Source organism: Escherichia sp. MOD1-EC5950 (genome assembly GCF_002965345.1).
GTDB lineage: Bacteria > Pseudomonadota > Gammaproteobacteria > Enterobacterales > Enterobacteriaceae > Escherichia > Escherichia marmotae.
The window spans coordinates 36227-54703 of record NZ_PTSR01000018.1 but is presented as its reverse complement, the minus strand read 5'-3'; the positions used below and the strand labels follow the sequence as shown (position 1 = coordinate 54703).

Below are 18477 nucleotides of genomic sequence, written 5' to 3'. Positions count from 1 at the left end.
GATACCGGGGACTGGTTATATAATTGTATGACGAATCAAAACATGCATAAAAATAACGTGTTTTGCTAATATTACAAATTTTTATAGTAATTTCTCATGTACAAAAATTTTTACAGAGTGAAGAAGTGTAAATAACAAACAAAAAAAGCGCGGGGTGGGACCGCGCAAAAAGTATGACATTTTTGTTTGCAGCAATTTTTATGAAAACGTTGCCATACTCAAAAGGCCTCAGGCCAGGCGGCGTAATGTTATTTAAACAATTACGCCTTCAGCGGAATAGTGGTTACGCTTTCACACACATTACGTGGTAAATACCGTCAATAATTTCGGTGCCTTCCGTTTCGTGTTCAAAACCAGGGAAATGATGATCCCAGGATTGCAGTGAGCGTAAATAGCTTACTTGTGGGCTGTTTTTATCGCCAAAGTTTTCACCGGAAAGCAGCATTGGGATCCCGGGCGGATATGGGATGACTGAGTTCGCCGCAATACGTCCCGGCAGGTTTTCAATGGATACCAGTTCAACGTTGTTATCGACAATTGCGTTGTATGCTTCGCGCGGAGTGATTTCTGCCACCGGCAGGCCGGAATAGGCTTCGTTCAATCGTGCGCCAGGATTGTTTTCTTTCAGCCAGGCAAACATTTTGTCGCCCAGATCGTGAATACCCATGTTCGCATAAGTGTCAGGATATTGTTCAACAAGTTCCGGCATTACCTGAGCCAGCGGGGTGTTAGCGTCGTAGTGGCGTTTGAAGGAACAGAGGGTGTTAGCCAGCGTTCCCCATTTCCCACGGGTTACGCCCATTGAGAACAGGAACATAATCTGGAAGTCGGTGGTACGGGTGGGCACAATGCCGTGGCGACCCAGCCATGCGGTAACCAGTGCCGCCGGAACACCGGTTTCTTCCAGTTCACCGTCTTCACCCATCCCCGGAGCGAGGATGCTGACTTTAATCGGGTCAAGCATACTCCAGTTATCCGGAATATCTTTGAAGCCGTGCCAGCTTTCGCCCGGATGCATTACCCAGCAGTCCTGAACGGTGGTCAGCAGTTTGTGCGGTGCGTCGGCAAAGTCATAGGTTTTGCCGGTTTCCGGATCGGTAACCACTTCTTTATTCCACGGCTTAAAGAACCAACTACCTTCGTCAGCAAACTCTTTATACAACCGTGCCATTGCCTGGCGGAAATCGACCGCTTCGTCGATCACTTCCTGAGTCAGCGACAGGCCGCTGTTGCCGTCCATCATTGATACAGCCACATCGTTTGACGCGCAGATGGCATATAGCGGGGAAGTGGTGGCATGCATCATGTATGCCTGATTGAAGCGGGAGAAGTTAATCGCGCCGCGGCCTTCACGTACATGAATATAAGACGCCTGCGACAGTGCATTCAGCAGTTTATGAGTGGAGTGAGTGGCGAAAACGGTAGGACCGCTGTGATCACCCGGCTCACCGCGCATCGCGTAGTGATCGGCATAGATCGGATTAAAACGTGCGTAACCGTACCAGGCTTCGTCGAAGTGCAGACGATCGGCGGTTTTTTCCAGCAGATCCTGCGCGTCTTTGGCGTTATAGCATACGCCGTCATAGGTGCAGTTGGTTACCACGCAGTAAGAGGGTTTTTGCCCGACTTTGTCTTTGGTCAGCGGGCTTTCGCTGATTTTCTTCTGCAAGGTTTCAGGCTGCATTTCCTGCGGATAGATTGGCCCGATAATGCCGTAGCGGTTGCGGCTTGGCACCATGTATACCGGTTTCGCGCCAGTCAGCATTAAACCTTGTTCGATGGATTTGTGGCAGTTACGGTCAACAACAACCACGTCGTTATCTGTCATGCAGGCTTGCATGATGGTGCGGTTAGACCCTGAAGTGCCGACGACGACTGACCAGGAGTGGTCGGCACCAAATACGCGCGCGGCATATTTTTCGCTTTCGCCAAATGCGCCAGTATGGTCAAGTAAAGAACCGAGGGAAGTTCGTTCGATGCCCATGTCGGTGCGGAACAGGTTTTCACCATAGTAGTCATGGTAGAAACGTCCGGCGGGGGTTTTAGTGAAGCCAACACCGCCCTGGTGACCTGGCGCGGCCCAGGAGTACTCATGGATGTCGCTATATTTCATCAGCGCGCTGAACAGTGGCGGCAATAGCTGTTGGCGGTAGCGGGACATCGCTGCGATGGCGCGTCCGGCGATAAAGTCAGCGGTATCTTCCAGAATCCAGGCGAATTCATCGACAAGCTCCAGCAGATCGCGATCCAGCGCGGCGATTGATTTTTCCCGGTCGCCTAACAGGAATACCGGCACATTTTGCTGACGCTCATGAAGCTTACCGATCAATTCTCTGACATTTTGGTGTTCGTCCGGATGCTCCATTTGATAACTGAACATCAGACAATCAATGGCTTCATTTGAAGAGAGAATGGCAAAGCCATCATCAAAGGAGGTGGATTTAATCACGGTAACATTTTGTTGGCTCAAGGCATTTGCCAGACGCTCAACGGCGCTACCGACCCAGGTGTCCTGATGTAGAAACTCGCTTTCAACAATTAATACTTTCATCATTGCTTACCCGGTTGTGAAGGAATCTTCGCTGCGGGCAAGTATCTTCCGGGCATTTCAGGCTGTAAAGTGATTGAAAAACAAGCGTTTTTAAAATTTTTATATTATAAACAAAAGTTTAAATTAATTTTTTAATTAATTTTCAATGTTTATTATCGACAGCTAAATTATTTTTTTGGCTGATACTGATATCGTTTTTAGCCGGGAAGCATCTGGCGGCGTTGTTGGCTAAGTTTTCGGTATTGTTGCGGCGACATGCCGACATATTTGCCGAACGTGCTGTAAAAACGACTACTCGAACGAAAGCCTGCCGTCAGTGCAATATCGAGAATACTTTTATCGGTATCGCTCAGTAATGCGCGAACGTGGTTGATGCGCATCGCAGTAATGTACTGTTTCATCGTCAACTGCATGACCCGCTGAAATATCCCCATTGCATAATTGGCATTAAGTTTGACGTGCTCGGCCACATCGTTGATGGTCAGCGCCTGATCATAGTTATCCGCAATAAAGCCCAGCATCTGGCTGACATAAAACTGCGCATGGCGCGAGACGCTATTTTTGTGCGTGCGCGAAGTTTTATTGACCAGAATAGGCTCCCAGCCGGAGAGGCTAAATCGCTTGAGCATCAGGCCAATTTCATCAATGGCGAGCTGGCGGATTTGCTCGTTTGGGTTGTTCAACTCCTGCTGCCAGCGGCGTACTTCAAACGGACTAAGTTGCTGTGCCACCAGTGATTTAATCACCATGCCGTGAGTCACATGGTTTATAAGGTCTTTATCCAGTGGCCAGGAGAGAAACAAATGCATTGGCAGATTAAAAATTGCCATGCTCTTACAGGTTCCGGTATCGGTTAGCTGGTGCGGCGTACAGGCCCAGAACAGCGTGATATGGCCTTGATTGATACTTACGTGTTCATTGTTGATCAGGTATTCCACATCGCCATCGAAAGGCACATTTACCTCAACCTGACCATGCCAGTGGCTGGAGGTCATGACATGCGGCGCGCGAAATTCAATTTCCATCCGCTGATATTCCGAGTATAGCGACAGCGGGCTGCGGGTCTGCTTTTCATCACTGCTGCACATAAATGTGTCTGTATTCATCGATAGCCCTCTTTCCTGGATTATCAGAATCATGGCAGAAGTTGGCAGGGGTGACTGCGAATGACGGCACAAAACGTAAAGAGAGAGGAATGGACAGGGTTTTATAAGGGCTAATTACTCTGTTTTTTAGGCAATTTATTCCCGAAAACTCAGATTTACTGCTAAGCAACCCAGGATCTGAGTTTTTGGGAATGCTCAACGGGGAAGCAGGAGGTTTTCTGCGAAATCGCCTGCCATGATGAAATCATTCAAGCAAGCCAGGAGACCTGAATGATGTCTGCACCCAAAATTACTTTTATCGGCGCTGGTTCGACGATTTTCGTTAAAAATATTCTTGGTGATGTGTTTCATCGCGAGGCGCTGAAAACGGCGCATATTGCCCTGATGGATATCGATCCCACCCGCCTGGAAGAGTCGCACATTGTGGTGCGTAAGCTGATGGATTCAGCAGGAGCCAGCGGCAAAATTACCTGTCATACCCAACAGAAAGAAGCCTTACAGGATGCTGATTTCGTGGTGGTGGCATTTCAGATTGGCGGTTATGAACCCTGTACGGTCACCGATTTTGAGGTTTGTAAGCGTCACGGTCTGGAACAAACTATTGCCGACACGTTGGGGCCGGGCGGCATTATGCGCGCGCTGCGTACCATTCCGCATCTGTGGCAGATTTGTGAGGACATGACGGAAGTGTGCCCCGACGCCACCATGCTGAACTACGTTAACCCGATGGCGATGAATACCTGGGCAATGTATGCCCGCTATCCGCATATCAAACAGGTAGGGTTGTGCCATTCGGTGCAGGGAACGGCGGAAGAACTGGCGCGCGATCTCAATATCGATCCCGCTACACTGCGTTATCGTTGTGCAGGTATCAACCATATGGCGTTCTACCTGGAGCTGGAGCGCAAAACCGCAGACGGCAGTTACGTGAATCTCTATCCGGAACTGCTGGCAGCCTATGATGCGGGCCAGGCACCGAAGCCGAATATTCATGGTAATCCCCGCTGCCAGAATATTGTGCGCTATGAAATGTTCAAAAAGCTGGGCTACTTCGTCACGGAATCATCAGAACACTTTGCTGAATATACGCCGTGGTTTATTAAGCCAGGCCGTGAGGATTTGATTGAACGTTATAAAGTGCCGCTGGATGAGTACCCGAAACGCTGCGTTGAGCAACTGGCGAACTGGCATAAAGAGCTGGAGGAGTATAAGAATGCGTCCCGGATTGATATTAAACCGTCGCGGGAATATGCCAGCACAATCATGAACGCTATCTGGACCGGTGAACCGAGTGTGATTTATGGCAACGTTCGTAACGATGGCCTGATTGATAACCTGCCGCAAGGATGTTGCGTGGAAGTCGCCTGTCTGGTTGATGCTAATGGCATTCAGCCGACTAAAGTCGGTACGCTACCTTCGCATCTGGCAGCACTGATGCAAACCAATATCAACGTACAAACGCTGCTGACGGAAGCGATTCTCACGGAAAATCGTGACCGTGTTTACCACGCCGCGATGATGGATCCGCACACCGCCGCTGTGCTGAGCATTGACGAAATTTATGCTCTTGTTGACGACCTGATTACCGCCCACGGCAACTGGCTACCCGGCTGGTTGCACCGCTAATACGCTACTGCGCCGGGGTATGTCTTCCGGCGCACACCTCTGACGATACCAATAACAGAAGGCGGGCGTTGGTAACAGCGACCCGATACCCTATGAGCATTTCAATGACGACAAAACTCAGTTATGGATTTGGAGCGTTCGGGAAGGATTTTGCGATCGGCATTGTGTATATGTACCTGATGTATTACTACACCGATGTTGTCGGGCTGTCGGTTGGTTTGATTGGTACTTTGTTTCTGGTGGCGAGGATCTGGGATGCTATTAACGATCCGATTATGGGGTGGATTGTAAATGCTACGCGATCGCGATGGGGTAAGTTTAAGCCCTGGATCCTGATCGGTACGTTGGCTAACTCTGTAATCTTATTTCTTCTCTTTAGCGCGCATCTGTTTGAAGGTACTACTCAGATTGTCTTTGTTTGCGTGACCTACATTCTTTGGGGCATGACTTACACCATAATGGATATTCCCTTCTGGTCACTGGTTCCAACCATAACCCTCGACAAACGTGAGCGAGAACAACTGGTTCCTTATCCGCGCTTTTTTGCCAGTCTGGCGGGTTTTGTTACGGCAGGCGTGACGCTGCCATTTGTTAATTATGTCGGCGGCGGCGATCGGGGATTTGGCTTTCAGATGTTCACACTGGTGCTGATTGCGTTTTTTATTGTGTCGACCATCATCACTCTGCGTAATGTGCATGAAGTCTTTTCGTCAGATAATCAATCGTCTGTCGGAGAAAAACACCTGACACTAAAAGCCATCATTGCGCTTATTTATAAAAACGATCAGCTTTCCTGCCTGTTGGGAATGGCTCTTGCTTATAATATTGCCAGCAACATTATCACCGGCTTTGCTATCTATTATTTCTCGTATGTTATCGGTGATGCGGATCTGTTTCCCTATTACCTGTCGTATGCGGGAGCAGCTAACCTGGTGACGTTAGTGTTCTTCCCGCGTTTAGTTAAATCATTATCCCGACGTATTTTATGGGCCGGAGCCTCTATTCTTCCGGTATTAAGCTGTGGTGTTCTTCTGTTGATGGCATTAGTGGGCTATCACAACGTCGCTCTTATTGTGATAGCCGGTATTTTGCTGAATGTGGGGACGGCGCTGTTCTGGGTATTACAGGTCATCATGGTGGCAGATACCGTTGACTACGGTGAATATAAATTGCACATCCGCTGTGAGAGCATTGCTTATTCCGTGCAGACGATGGTGGTGAAGGGCGGTTCGGCATTCGCGGCTTTTTTCATTGCAGTTGTGTTGGGGATGATTGGCTATGTCCCGAATGTTGAACAGTCTACGCAAGCCATATTAGGTATGCAGTTTATTATGATTGCTCTACCTGCTCTGTTCTTCATGGTCACGCTGATTCTCTACTTCCGTTTCTATCGCCTCAATGGCGACACGCTGCGCAGGATCCAGATCCATCTGCTGGATAAATATCGTAAAGTGCCCCCCGTACCTGTTCATGCTGATATTCCGGTCGGTGCAGTGAGCGATGTGAAAGCCTGACGGACGTTGGCAATAGCGAATGAAAACATTGCCTGATGCGACGCTGGCGCGTCTTATCAGGCCTACAATAAGAAATTCAATTGATTGAATTTGCACATTTTGTAGGCAGAATAAGGCGTTTACGCCGCATCCGGCATAAACAAAACGCAGGTTGTCATCCGGTTATCAAGCCATAGCGCCGTAACTGGTGGCAGTGAAAGCGAGCGAGGAATATCACCGCGGTTAATGCGCCCAGCAGCGCACAGAACATATCGGATTGCGTATCCCACTGGTCGCCCTGGGTGCCGAGAAAATCATCCGCGCCCTGGCCCATCGCCAACGCTGCCCACCACTCAACCAATTCATACATTGCGCTTATCGCCAGCGCCACGCAGCAGACCAGAAACGCTACCATTTTACGTCCGCGCACGTACATCCCACGCACAAGGATCTCTCGCGCCACCAGTGCAGGCACCAGCCCCTGAAAAAAGTGCCCCAGCTTGTCATACGGATTACGACTCAGCCCCAGCCATTCCTGCACTTCAAAACCGATGGGAACTTTTGCGTAGGTATACTGACCGCCAACCATCAGGATGATGGCGTGAAAGAAAATCAGCGTATAGAGCAAGGGCGTTAATGGATAACGTCTGGCGGTGGCAAGCAGCAACGGTACGACAATAATCACTGGCGTCACTTCCATCAACCAGGTCAGTTTGTCATGAGCCGAAATGCCGGTGTAAATCAGGATGAATGTTAGCGCCAACGCGCCAGTGTTAAGAATTAACGGCTTGAGTGTGCGGAGCATGGTGAGTTCGCAAGTCAGGGAAAATACTGACTATTCACCAGTAAGCGTGAAATTACAATCGCAAAAGAGGTGGCCCGGGGGGATCACCTGGCAGTATACCGCCAGGCGCCGGGCCGAAGAGGTTACTTAGTGCAGTTCGCGCACTGTTGATTGACGATCTGCTGGAAGAAGTCGTTGCCCTTGTCATCGACCAGGATAAACGCCGGGAAATCTTCCACTTCGATTTTCCAGATAGCTTCCATACCCAGCTCCGGATAGGCAACACATTCCAGATGCTTAATGCTCTGCTGTGCCAGCACTGCCGCCGGGCCGCCAATGCTGCCGAGGTAGAAGCCGCCGTGTTTATGACAAGCGTCGGTGACCTGCTGACTGCGGTTACCTTTCGCCAGCATGATCATGCTGCCGCCGTGGGATTGCAGCAGATCCACATAGGAGTCCATACGTCCTGCGGTAGTTGGGCCAAGTGAACCGGAAGGATAACCAGCAGGCGTTTTGGCCGGACCTGCGTAGTAGATCGGGTGATCTTTGATGTACTGCGGCAGTTCTTTACCGGCGTCGATCAGTTCTTTCAGCTTAGCGTGCGCAATATCGCGACCAACGATAATCGTGCCGGTGAGCGACAAACGGGTGGAAACCGGATACTGCGAAAGCTGGGCGAGGATCTCTTTCATCGGACGGTTAAGGTCGACTTTCACCGCTTCGCCTTCACCTGCCTGACGTAGCTCTTCCGGAATGTACTGGCCTGGGTTGTGCTCCAGTTTTTCTATCCAGATACCTTCGCGGTTGATTTTTGCTTTGATGTTACGGTCAGCGGAGCAGGAGACGCCCATACCTACCGGGCAGGATGCGCCGTGACGCGGCAGACGGATCACGCGGATGTCGTGGGCGAAGTATTTACCGCCAAACTGCGCGCCGAGGCCGAGCTTCTGGGCCTCTTCCAGTAGTTCCTGTTCAAGCTGGACATCGCGGAATGCCTGACCGTGTTCGTTCCCTTCCGTCGGCAGTTCATCGTAATAGTGAGCACTTGCTAACTTAACGGTTTTCAGGTTGGTTTCAGCGGAAGTTCCACCAATCACAAATGCGATATGGTACGGCGGGCAGGCTGCGGTGCCGAGGGTGCGCATTTTCTCAACGAGGAAGTTTTTCAGTTTGCCGGGGGTTAGCAGGGCTTTCGTTTCCTGGTAGAGATACGTTTTGTTGGCAGAGCCGCCACCTTTGGCAACGCAGAGGAATTTGTACTCGTCGCCATCTACCGCGTACAGGTCGATTTGCGCAGGCAGGTTAGTGCCGGTGTTAACCTCTTTGTACATATCCAGCGGCGCGTTCTGTGAATAGCGCAGGTTATCTTCGATATAGGTGTTATAGACACCTTTTGACAGGGCTTCTTCATCACCGCCGCCGGTCCATACGCGCTGACCTTTTTTACCGACAATGATCGCGGTGCCGGTATCCTGGCAGGTCGGCAGCACGCCTTTGGCAGCGATTTCAGAGTTTCTCAAGAATTGCAGCGCCACATACTTATCGTTTTCGCTGGCTTCTGGGTCGTTAAGAATAGACGCAACCTGTTTCTGGTGGACCGGACGGAGCATGAAAGATGCGTCGTGGAAGGCTTGCTGCGCCAGCAGGGTCAGGGCTTCTGGTTCCACTTTCAGAATGGTTTCACCGTCAAATTCGGCAACGCTGACGTAATCGGAGGTGAGCAGATAATATTCGGTATTGTCTTTCCCCATCGGGAAAGGTGCCTGGTAGATAAATGGTTTGTTTGACATAGCTTCCAGCCTGTAACTCTGTATTTGTTATACGAAAATGGCGTGCCGCACAGCGACGGGCAGCACGCATAGTGCAATTACAAGAACCCGTACATCGCGGCGAAGATCCAGCCAAAGACGCAGGATACGCTCACGCCAATCAACCCTGGCAGAATGAAGCTGTGGTTGATGACGAAGCGACCGATGTGGGTGGTTCCGGAACGGTCAAACTGAATCGCTGCCAGGTCGCTAGGATAGGTCGGCAGGATGTAATAACCGTAGCAAGCCGGTGCTGAAGCCACGATGTATGCCGGGTCAACGCCGATCGCCAGTGCAACCGGAACAATGGCTGCCAGCGCTGCGGCCTGGGAGTTCACAAACTTGGAGACCAGCAACAGAACAATGGCATAAGCCCACGGATACTCTTTCACCATTTCGCCCAGTACGCCCTGAATTTCAGACATATGCGCACCGAACATGGTTTCCGCCATCCACGCGATACCGTACACCGCCACGATGGCGATCATACCGGAACGGAAGACTTCGTTTTTTGAGATAGACGCGGGATTGGTTTTGGTCAGGATAATAATCAGCGCCCCGGTCAGCAGCATAAACATCTGAATAACCAGTACCATTGATAGCGGTTTGCCACCAAAAGATGGGCGCAGGTCTGAATCAGCACCGAGAAGCGCGACCACGGCGATTGCCCCGAGGAAGATCCACATTGCCAGCCAGTTGCTTTTCGGCAGTTTTTTATCCAGCAGCGTAGCGGTATCACCGTAAACATACTCACGGTTTTCCGGTACAGAGATGAATTTCTGGAATTCTTCGTCTTTATCCAGATCTTTACCGCGGAACCAACTGAAGATACCGATCGCCAGGATTCCTAACAAGGTAGATGGGATGGTGATAGCGAGCAGGTCAAGGAATTCAAGATGACGACCGTCAAAGGTGACGTTACCCAGCATTGCGACGAGTGATACTACCGCAACGGACACCGGACTGGCGATAATTCCCATTTGCGCGCCGATAGAACTCGCCGCCATCGGGCGTTCCGGGCGAATGTTGTTCTTAATGGCGACGTCATAGATGATCGGTAGAATGGTGTAGACCACGTGGCCAGTACCGCAAAGAATGGTCAGTATACAGGTGACAAACGGCGCGACAATGGAGACATATTTCGGGTTGCGGCGCAGCAGTTTTTCGGCAATTTGCAGCATGACGTCAAGGCCGCCAGAGGCTTGCAAGGTCGCAGATGCCGCCACCACCGCGATGATGACCAGCATTACATCAACGGGGGGTTTACCCGGCTGAAGGTGGAAGACGAAGACCAGAATGACCAGGCCGATACCGCCTAATAACCCCAGCGCGATACCGCCCTTTCTGGCACCATAAAACAGACATATCAGTATTATGATAAGTTGGATAGTAAATAACATGTGTGAACCCTCGCGATAATCCCATTTAAATTCTTGTCGAATAGATCACAGTCACGTTCTGTTTTGGATGAACTGTTTTCAGAGCCTGACTAAATATCCGTTTGGTCGTTACTGGCTTGAGTAAATACTTCACAGTAAATATTGGCTGATTAAAACAGCAGAAAATTTATGCACTGTGATAAGTGACTTTTTCAGAGAGAAATACTCTCTGGCGATGGGTTTATCGTTTATGTTTTGCAGATGTTAATGACTTGTTTGTTTGCTATCTTGTTGATATTTATCGGTCTGTTTTTGTTCTACAGGAAGATGCCATTAAGTTTATAGATTATTCTGATCTACCTATTTGTGGGTAAAAATACACATAATGCAGGTAACATAATAGTTAATTAACTTTTGTTAGCGTTTTGAAATTAAAAACTCTATTTATCCGAAAGGATATTAATTTGCTGGACTGAAGAAGGGAAATTATATTTGATCTGGCACAAGTTTTACTGATAGGGGATGTAACTTGTGCCAGTGCTGGTTTGCGTTACTACAATAATTGTTACTTCCAGATAACGAATAACGCTTTATTGACAATATTGCTTCAGTAATGAGTAATGCTCTGCCTGAATACGGTAACGATAAACCGGACGACCAGTGACACCATAATGGATGCTGGTAACTAAGATGTGGCAATTCACCAGCCAGATCAAATATTTACGGCACGAAACGCGTGAGATGTTAACCTCGTTGGCCAACTCGTCGGTTGAAAACTCATAGTCCTGATGAGCGTCAATCCACTGGCACAGCGTGCGTAAAGTCTGTGGCGTTAAGCCTTTCGGCAGACGACGCGTATCCTGTTCGTTGGATGAACTGCCATGAATTAGCTGGTCCAGTTCCGCCTGGTCGTAATACTGCTGCTTCTCCAGCGCCATTTTTTTTTGTCGCCAGCCGGTGAGTGCCTCTTCAAAACGTGATGCCTGGAAGGGTTTAATCAGGTAATCAACGACGCCGTAATGTAGTGAATCTTTAATAGTTGCGGCATCGGCAGCGGAAGAGATGACAATCACATCGCTTTTGCAGTGAGCGTTGTGCAGGGCGGGCAGTAAATCGAGTCCATTCTCTTTTTGCATATAGATATCGAGTAATATCAGGTCGATGGAGGTGTCGCTGTTGAAGATAATCTCTTTGGCTTTCTCAAGCGTAGAGGCGGTGCCGCAGCACTGAAAGCCCGGTATCTGTGCGACATAGCGGCGATTTAGTTCCGCTACCATTGCGTCGTCATCGATAATTAATACATTAATCATTTGCTCGACCTCTCCCCATCCCAGGGTAATTGGACAAAAAATTGTGTGAAAATTCCGGGTTCTGATTCCACGGCAATGCTGCCGCCGAGATTTTCAACCTGTTGTTTGACAAGTGCCAGACCGATGCCTCGTTCGCTTCCTTTTGTCGAGACACCTTTGTCAAAAATGTGATCGATTTTATCGGGGGGAATCCCCGGCCCATCATCGTTAATTTCACAGTGCAGCAAGCCGTGACGGTAGTGTAACGTGACGCTGATTTCGCCACCAGGTTGCGGCCCTAATGCCTCCAGCGCGTTTTCTATCAGGTTTCCCAGCGTGGTAATTAGCGTCGCGACCTGATCTTCACTACCACTGTCTGGCAACTGGCTTTCACTGTTTAAAATCAGCGTATGGCCTAAATCGGTCGCACGGTTAATCTTGCTGATTAAAAAACCAGCGATAACCGGAGATTTGATCTTACCCAGCAGAGAGCCAATCTCTTCCTGATAGTTGTTGGCTGTTTTGAGAATGTAATCTTCCAACTGCTTATAACTCTTCAGATGCAATAATCCGAGAATCACGTGCAATTTGTTCATAAATTCGTGGGATCGTTCACGAAGGGCATCGGCATAGTTGACCAGACCGTCCAACCGTTGCATCAGCTTACGAACTTCTGTTTTGTCTCTGAAGGTAGAGATGGCTCCGATGATAATGCCATTACTGCGCACCGGAACGGTGTTGATCAGTAAGAGTCTGTCTTTAACGGTCACCTCTTCATCTCGTCGCGGCGTGCCGTCGCGTAACACTTCCGAGACATCAACTACCTGCGACCATGCCTGACTAAGTGTCGATAACTTTTCGTCATCCTGCGATTTGTGGTAGTTGAGCAGTTCTTGCGCGGCATCATTAATTAGTGTGACTTCGCCACGAGCGTCCACGGCAACGACGCCTTCCTTGATCGATTGCAGCATTGCCTGGCGTTGCTCAAACAGAGTAGAGATTTCGTAGGGTTCCAGGCCGAACAGGATGCGCTTAAGTACTTTGACCAGTATCCAGGTGCCCAGACCGCCAACCAGCACACCGAATAAAATTGACCAGATAATGCTCCAGCGGCTGTCATTGATCTGCTGTGTTACACGGCTTAACTCCAGACCAATCGCCACCACGCCGATCTGTTTATGATTTTCGTCGTAGACAGGGGTAAATACGCGTAAGGCTTGCGCCAGAAAACCGTGATTAATAGCAACATTTTCCTCGCCGTTCAAAGCTTTAAGGATGTCATCACCTTTAAATGGCTGACCAATTCGCGGGGCTTCAGGGTGTGAGTAGCGAAGACTTTGCATATCGGTAATGACAATAAACAGCAGATCGTTCCGTTTGCGTACATCTTCAGCGATGGCCTGGATACCGCTCTCCTGCGGTGTTTTTTGTAAGCCCCGGCGGATTTCCGGCGAGTCAGCAAGGGTTCGCGCCACAGCCAGCGCCTTGTTGGCTAGTCCGTCACGCGTCATATCGCTGATCTGCGAGAAGTAAATCAGATGCACTACCAGCAACACCGAGAACAGCACTGCGCTGACCATTAAGATCACCGTGGTACTGAGTTTCATCGGACGTTTGCGTAACATGCGGCAGGGCAGTGAATGTCTCATCAGCTTCCTTGTATGACAAATTTCCTAAGCATTATCCCTGATGATGCGGGTAATTCAAAGGGAGTAAGGGGGATTGGCTATTTGGAGCAGAGGAGCTGGTCATTGAAACTGCCAGTGTCGTCTGGCGATTCGGGAGCTATGCTTATAGCGAAAACCATACTTTTGATGGGGGAAGGTCATGGATCAAGCTCTACTGGATGATGGTTATCGCTGCTATACCGGCGAAAAGATAGATGTCTGGTTCAACACCGCGATGTGTCAGCATTCCGGCAACTGCGTACGTGGCAACGGCAAGTTATTTAATCTCAAACGTAAGCCGTGGATTATGCCGGATGAAGTTGACGTCGCTACCGTAGTGAACGTTATTGATACGTGCCCAAGTGGCGCACTGAAATACCGTCATAAATAAGCGAGGGAAAAATGGAAATACGTGAGGGCCATAATAATTTTTATATTAATGATGCGCAGGGAAAGCAAATAGCAGAAATTGTCTTTGTGCCAACCGGAGAAAATTTAGCCATTATCGAACATACCGATGTTGATGAAAGTTTGAAAGGGCAGGGGATTGGTAAACAACTGGTGGCAAAAGTCGTGGAAAAAATGCGCCGGGAGAAACGAAAAATTATCCCGCTGTGTCCGTTTGCGAAACACGAATTTGATAAAACGCGTGAGTATGATGATATTCGTAACTGATGGGAGAGTGTGGAGTAATGATATTTTCATGTTCTGCGTAACGTCATTCAGGAGAGTATCTGAAGGGTAGGGGGATGCACAAATAATGGTCAGAGAGAGCGTTTTTTTGTCCCAAATCATCCCCTCTATTGAGCAAAAAAAAAAGAATATCTCCTATATGAGAATCATCAATCGGGGTTAATAAACTTTACATCCCCAGGGCGTATAATATTGATAGGAGTCATTTTATGGAAGGTATAAACAGGTTCAAAACTTACGTTGTTTCTTTTGATTATCCATCATCTTATTACTCAGTTTTCTTAAGGTTAAGGTCGTTAATGTATGATATGGATTTCTCCTCTATAGTTGCTGATGAATATGGAATACCACGACAATTGAATGAGAATGCTTTCGCAATAACGACATCATTAGCCGCAAGTGAAATTGAAGATTTAATCAGGCTCAAATGCTTAGACTTACCAGATATTGATTTTGACCTCAACATTATGATAGTCGATGACTATTTCCGTCAGTTCTACAAATAGATGGGAAGGATAAGAAGATATTCAAAATGGCACTATTCTCTAAAATATTAATTTTTTATGTGATTGGTGTGAACATATCCTTTGTCATTATCTGGTTTCTCTCACATGAGAAAACACATATTCGTTTACTTAGTGCATTCCTGGTAGGAATAACCTGGCCAATGAGCCTGCCCGTGGCATTACTTTTTTCTCTCTTTTAGGAGCTGTGGTTGAGTGGACCCGCTGGTTATCTTGAAACGAAGCGTCTCTCCTCAAAGCTGGACTTGCGGAACGACGAACGAAGCAGTCATCAGGCTGCTTCGTTCATTAAAGTAAAACTTATTTCTGTGGGCGCATAGCCGGGAAGAGAATAACGTCGCGGATAGTATGACTGTTAGTAAACAGCATAATCATTCGGTCGATACCAATACCTAAACCAGCGGTTGGCGGCAGACCATATTCCAGCGCAGTAACGTAATCTTCATCGTAGAACATGGCTTCGTCGTCACCTGCAGCTTTAGCGTTAACCTGCTCCTGGAAACGTTCTGCCTGATCTTCTGCGTCGTTTAATTCGCTAAAACCATTACCGATTTCACGACCACCGATGAAGAATTCAAAACGGTCGGTGATTTCCGGGTTAACATCATTACGGCGCGCCAGCGGCGACACTTCCGCCGGATACTCAGTAATAAAGGTTGGCTGAATCAGATGTGCTTCTGCCACTTCATCAAAGATTTCGGTGACAATACGTCCCAGCCCCCAGCTTTTCTCTACCGTAATACCGATAGATTCGGCTAATGCTTTAGCGGCATCAAAATTATCCAGGTCTGCCATATCGGTTTCTGGACGATATTTTTTGATTGCTTCGCGCATGGTGAGTTTTTCAAACGGTTTGCCAAAATCAAACACATGCTCACCATAAGTGACTTTAGTTGTACCCAGTACCTCTTGTGCCAGGGTGCGGAACAGTGACTCCGTCAGTTCAATCAAATCGTGGTAATCCGCATACGCCATGTAGAGCTCCATCATCGTGAACTCAGGATTATGACGAACAGAAATACCTTCATTACGGAAGTTACGGTTGATTTCGAATACTCGTTCAAAACCACCTACAACCAGGCGTTTCAGATACAACTCTGGCGCAATACGCAGGTACATATCCAAATCAAGAGCATTGTGATGGGTAATAAACGGGCGAGCAGATGCCCCACCTGGAATTACCTGCATCATCGGGGTTTCTACTTCCATAAACCCACGAGCGACCATGAACTGGCGGATAGCGGCCAGAATTTTTGAACGAACAACAAAAGTTTGACGGGATTTATCGTTAGCGATCAGATCCAGATAACGTTGACGATAACGGACTTCCTGGTCCTGTAAGCCATGAAATTTATCTGGCAAGGGACGCAGTGCCTTAGTCAGCAGGCGTAACTCAGTACAGTGAATGGAAAGCTCGCCAGTTTGTGTCTTAAACAGCGTACCGCGTGCGCCGATAATGTCACCCAAATCCCATTTTTTAAACTGGTCGTTATAAACACCTTCTGGCAGGCTATCTCGCGCAACGTACAGTTGAATACGGCCACCTACATCCTGCAACGTTACAAAGGAGGCTTTCCCCATGATGCGACGGGTCATCATTCGGCCAGCAACCGAGACTTCAATGTTTAAGGATTCCAGTTCCTGGTTATCCTTCGCATCAAATTCCTCGTGCAACTGGTCAGAGGTATGGTCGCGGCGAAAATCATTGGGAAACGCCACACCTTGCTGACGCAGTGCTGCCAGTTTTTCGCGACGATTTCTCAGTTCATCATTAAAATCAATAGCCTCATTGGCTCCCCGTGTTTCTTGTTCAGACATTTTGGTTCCTCTAAATCCAGCTTTCAATTTAGCGTAGATAAAGAGACAGATCGGTACACTGTATTATCTGCCTCGACTATTAATAACTCAGTTTATCTTATCGAAACCAACGCTCACCTCAAGTTGATATCACTAATAAATAATCATAAAAATAGTTTAAATATCTTATTAATCTTGATTTGCTAGTGTGATTAACTAAAAGTCAATTGATTCATAACCAATTGTTTTCACGGCAGTTAATCGTTGCTTTCCTGTATCATATTGGTCGGCGTGCTAAACAGAAATCGGGTAGCAAAGGCCAATACCACGATGATCGCGACACAAGCCAACGTCCACTCTCCCATCTGGGAAAAGAATCGCTGGTAAGCTGCAATTGCCATACCGCTAATTTGCGACTCTGTCGTCTGTTGTGCCACTACGCCTGCCAGCCAGTTGGCGACCGCGCCTGTTGCCAGCATATAAATACCGGTTAATACGCCAGACATTTTCAGGCGCGTGATTTGCGCAATCGCCACCGGATCAATAAAGAGTTCGGCAAAGCCCATTAGCGCCAACCCGGATATCATCACGCCCATTGACGCTTGACCGCCAGCCGCTGCATGTCGGGCATCAAATGCCAGCAACATAAAGCCACAAGCCATCAGCAGTAAGCCAAAGGCAAACTTCAGCCAGACGCGCAATGTTGAGTTGCCGCGGCTTTCTGGCGACGCCAGCCAGGCAAGTACAACCCCAGCGAGCATCACCGCAATTGCATTCACCGACTGGAATAGCGCAGTAGGTACTTCAATATTGAATGCCTGACGATTCACAAAGCGATCGATAAACAAGCTGATGGTACTGCCGCCCTGTTGTGCCAGTACCCAGAACAACGTCCCGACAAACATCAACAATACAATTTGCCAAAGAGCACGGCGGTGTTCGGGGAATTTGATCATCATGCGGGCAATGATTTGTGCAGCAATAAGGCAAACGATCGCCAGCAAATATCCGGACCAGTCGTTTTCCAGCAATAGGGTAAAAAATATCGGGGCTAAACAGAGCATCACCACCAACCAACTCCATACCGGCAAGGCAAACTTCACGCGAGTGAGTGCTTTTTTATCCATACCTCGCGTGGATTGGAAATGACGATGACCACTCAGGAATATCAACAAACCGATAAACATGCCGCCGCCCGCAAGGGCAAAGCCAACATGCCAACCATACCACTGTGCAGCCAGGCCACAGGCGATGGGGGCGGCGATAGAACCGATATTGCCCGCGGCATATAGCAGCGAAAAACCACCATCACGTCGATGATCGTCCGCGTCATAGAGCTCGCCAAGTAAACAGCTAATGTTTGATTTGAATAAACCGTAACCACAAATAATGATTGCCAGCGCCAGATACAGGCTAAAGGTTGAATTTGTATCAATGCCCAGTACCACATGGCCAAGGGTCATTAACAGCGCGCCGGCAATTACTGCAGTGCGGTTGCCGAGCAGGCGGTCGGCAAGCCAGCCGCCGAGAATAGGGGTAACATAAACCAGAGATGCATATGCGCTGAACAGGCTGATGGCATGGTTATCATCAAAACCAAGCTGATGGGTGAGATAGAGAATGAGTAAGGCACGCATGCCGTAAAAACTGAAGTACTCCCAGATCTGGATCGCCACGATATAGTATATCGCGCGCGGCTGTGAGGGTGTTTTCATGTGTTCTCCTTATGAGCAAAAAAGGGAAGTGGCAAGCCACTTCCC

15 protein-coding genes are annotated in these 18477 nt (G+C 48.5%); 6 read left to right on the top strand and 9 right to left on the bottom strand.

Annotated elements, in window-relative coordinates; all coding sequences use genetic code 11:
* Nucleotides 1-283: 283 nt before the first annotated feature.
* Both adiA and melR read right to left on the bottom strand, forming a co-directional pair.
* Nucleotides 284-2551: an arginine decarboxylase gene (adiA, locus tag BEA93_RS16750; protein ID WP_077633379.1), complete on the bottom strand. Its 2268-nt coding sequence runs from the start codon at nucleotides 2549-2551 to the stop codon at nucleotides 284-286.
* 197 nt (nucleotides 2552-2748) lie between these two features.
* Nucleotides 2749-3657 carry a transcriptional regulator MelR gene (melR, locus tag BEA93_RS16745; RefSeq protein WP_016249487.1) on the bottom strand — a complete coding sequence of 303 codons (909 nt, stop codon included), beginning with the start codon at nucleotides 3655-3657 and terminating at the stop codon, nucleotides 2749-2751.
* A 270-nt stretch (nucleotides 3658-3927) separates the two neighbouring features.
* Between melR and melA the strand changes: the two genes are divergently transcribed.
* Both melA and melB read left to right on the top strand, forming a co-directional pair.
* Nucleotides 3928-5283 (top strand): alpha-galactosidase, encoded by a 1356-nt coding sequence (gene melA / locus BEA93_RS16740; protein WP_000986613.1) that lies wholly within the window; start codon nucleotides 3928-3930, stop codon nucleotides 5281-5283.
* Nucleotides 5284-5375: 92 nt separating this feature from the next.
* Entirely contained in the window at nucleotides 5376-6797 is a 1422-nt protein-coding gene (gene melB, locus BEA93_RS16735) for a melibiose:sodium transporter MelB (protein WP_000028086.1), read from the top strand.
* A gap of 154 nt (nucleotides 6798-6951) precedes the next feature.
* Here the strand turns inward: melB and BEA93_RS16730 are convergent, their stop codons facing one another.
* The 5 genes from BEA93_RS16730 to BEA93_RS16705 all read right to left on the bottom strand — a co-directional run bounded on the left by BEA93_RS16730 (nucleotide 6952) and on the right by BEA93_RS16705 (nucleotide 13685).
* On the bottom strand, nucleotides 6952-7581 hold the full coding sequence (locus BEA93_RS16730) for a DUF2238 domain-containing protein (RefSeq protein ID WP_001517602.1): 630 nt from the start codon (nucleotides 7579-7581) through the stop codon (nucleotides 6952-6954).
* A gap of 122 nt (nucleotides 7582-7703) precedes the next feature.
* Nucleotides 7704-9350 carry a class I fumarate hydratase gene (fumB, locus tag BEA93_RS16725; protein ID WP_105224775.1) on the bottom strand — a complete coding sequence of 549 codons (1647 nt, stop codon included), beginning with the start codon at nucleotides 9348-9350 and terminating at the stop codon, nucleotides 7704-7706.
* A 77-nt stretch (nucleotides 9351-9427) separates the two neighbouring features.
* A complete protein-coding gene (gene dcuB / locus BEA93_RS16720; protein ID WP_000899515.1) occupies nucleotides 9428-10768 on the bottom strand; it encodes an anaerobic C4-dicarboxylate transporter DcuB in 1341 nt (446 codons plus the stop codon).
* A 569-nt stretch (nucleotides 10769-11337) separates the two neighbouring features.
* On the bottom strand, nucleotides 11338-12057 hold the full coding sequence (gene dcuR, locus BEA93_RS16710; RefSeq protein ID WP_000611294.1) for a two-component system response regulator DcuR: 720 nt from the start codon (nucleotides 12055-12057) through the stop codon (nucleotides 11338-11340).
* Nucleotides 12054-13685 carry a sensor histidine kinase gene (locus tag BEA93_RS16705; RefSeq protein ID WP_001216442.1) on the bottom strand — a complete coding sequence of 544 codons (1632 nt, stop codon included), beginning with the start codon at nucleotides 13683-13685 and terminating at the stop codon, nucleotides 12054-12056. Before BEA93_RS16705 ends, dcuR begins: the two co-directional genes overlap by 4 nt.
* A gap of 178 nt (nucleotides 13686-13863) precedes the next feature.
* Here BEA93_RS16705 and yjdI point away from each other — a divergent pair, with 178 nt between their 5' ends.
* The 4 genes from yjdI to ghoT all read left to right on the top strand — a co-directional run bounded on the left by yjdI (nucleotide 13864) and on the right by ghoT (nucleotide 15102).
* Complete coding sequence (yjdI, locus tag BEA93_RS16700; protein WP_000371696.1) at nucleotides 13864-14094, top strand: 4Fe-4S mono-cluster protein YjdI; 231 nt, start codon at nucleotides 13864-13866, stop codon at nucleotides 14092-14094.
* A gap of 11 nt (nucleotides 14095-14105) precedes the next feature.
* On the top strand, nucleotides 14106-14378 hold the full coding sequence (locus BEA93_RS16695) for a GNAT family N-acetyltransferase (RefSeq protein WP_000405652.1): 273 nt from the start codon (nucleotides 14106-14108) through the stop codon (nucleotides 14376-14378).
* Between the two features lie 227 nt (nucleotides 14379-14605).
* Complete coding sequence (ghoS, locus tag BEA93_RS16690) at nucleotides 14606-14902, top strand: type V toxin-antitoxin system endoribonuclease antitoxin GhoS (RefSeq protein WP_001517605.1); 297 nt, start codon at nucleotides 14606-14608, stop codon at nucleotides 14900-14902.
* A 26-nt stretch (nucleotides 14903-14928) separates the two neighbouring features.
* On the top strand, nucleotides 14929-15102 hold the full coding sequence (gene ghoT / locus BEA93_RS16685; protein ID WP_001173345.1) for a type V toxin-antitoxin system toxin GhoT: 174 nt from the start codon (nucleotides 14929-14931) through the stop codon (nucleotides 15100-15102).
* Between the two features lie 118 nt (nucleotides 15103-15220).
* On the opposite strand, the gene lysS is transcribed toward ghoT, so the two are convergent.
* Together lysS and dtpC are read right to left on the bottom strand one after the other, a co-directional pair.
* Nucleotides 15221-16738 (bottom strand): lysine--tRNA ligase, encoded by a 1518-nt coding sequence (lysS, locus tag BEA93_RS16680; RefSeq protein WP_001295074.1) that lies wholly within the window; start codon nucleotides 16736-16738, stop codon nucleotides 15221-15223.
* A gap of 236 nt (nucleotides 16739-16974) precedes the next feature.
* Nucleotides 16975-18432, bottom strand: a complete 1458-nt coding sequence (gene dtpC / locus BEA93_RS16675; protein ID WP_105224774.1) for a dipeptide/tripeptide permease DtpC — start codon at nucleotides 18430-18432, stop codon at nucleotides 16975-16977.
* Nucleotides 18433-18477: the final 45 nt, after the last annotated feature.

Coding starts and splice junctions, on each gene's coding strand:
- adiA (WP_077633379.1), bottom strand. CDS start 2,551: ATGAAAGTATTAATTGTTGAAAGCGAGTTTCTACATCAGGACACCTGG.
- melB (WP_000028086.1), top strand. CDS start 5,376: ATGAGCATTTCAATGACGACAAAACTCAGTTATGGATTTGGAGCGTTC.
- fumB (WP_105224775.1), bottom strand. CDS start 9,350: ATGTCAAACAAACCATTTATCTACCAGGCACCTTTCCCGATGGGGAAA.
- melR (WP_016249487.1), bottom strand. CDS start 3,657: ATGAATACAGACACATTTATGTGCAGCAGTGATGAAAAGCAGACCCGC.
- lysS (WP_001295074.1), bottom strand. CDS start 16,738: ATGTCTGAACAAGAAACACGGGGAGCCAATGAGGCTATTGATTTTAAT.
- yjdI (WP_000371696.1), top strand. CDS start 13,864: ATGGATCAAGCTCTACTGGATGATGGTTATCGCTGCTATACCGGCGAA.
- dtpC (WP_105224774.1), bottom strand. CDS start 18,432: ATGAAAACACCCTCACAGCCGCGCGCGATATACTATATCGTGGCGATC.
- BEA93_RS16695 (WP_000405652.1), top strand. CDS start 14,106: ATGGAAATACGTGAGGGCCATAATAATTTTTATATTAATGATGCGCAG.
- dcuR (WP_000611294.1), bottom strand. CDS start 12,057: ATGATTAATGTATTAATTATCGATGACGACGCAATGGTAGCGGAACTA.
- BEA93_RS16730 (WP_001517602.1), bottom strand. CDS start 7,581: ATGCTCCGCACACTCAAGCCGTTAATTCTTAACACTGGCGCGTTGGCG.
- dcuB (WP_000899515.1), bottom strand. CDS start 10,768: ATGTTATTTACTATCCAACTTATCATAATACTGATATGTCTGTTTTAT.
- ghoT (WP_001173345.1), top strand. CDS start 14,929: ATGGCACTATTCTCTAAAATATTAATTTTTTATGTGATTGGTGTGAAC.
- ghoS (WP_001517605.1), top strand. CDS start 14,606: ATGGAAGGTATAAACAGGTTCAAAACTTACGTTGTTTCTTTTGATTAT.
- melA (WP_000986613.1), top strand. CDS start 3,928: ATGATGTCTGCACCCAAAATTACTTTTATCGGCGCTGGTTCGACGATT.
- BEA93_RS16705 (WP_001216442.1), bottom strand. CDS start 13,685: ATGAGACATTCACTGCCCTGCCGCATGTTACGCAAACGTCCGATGAAA.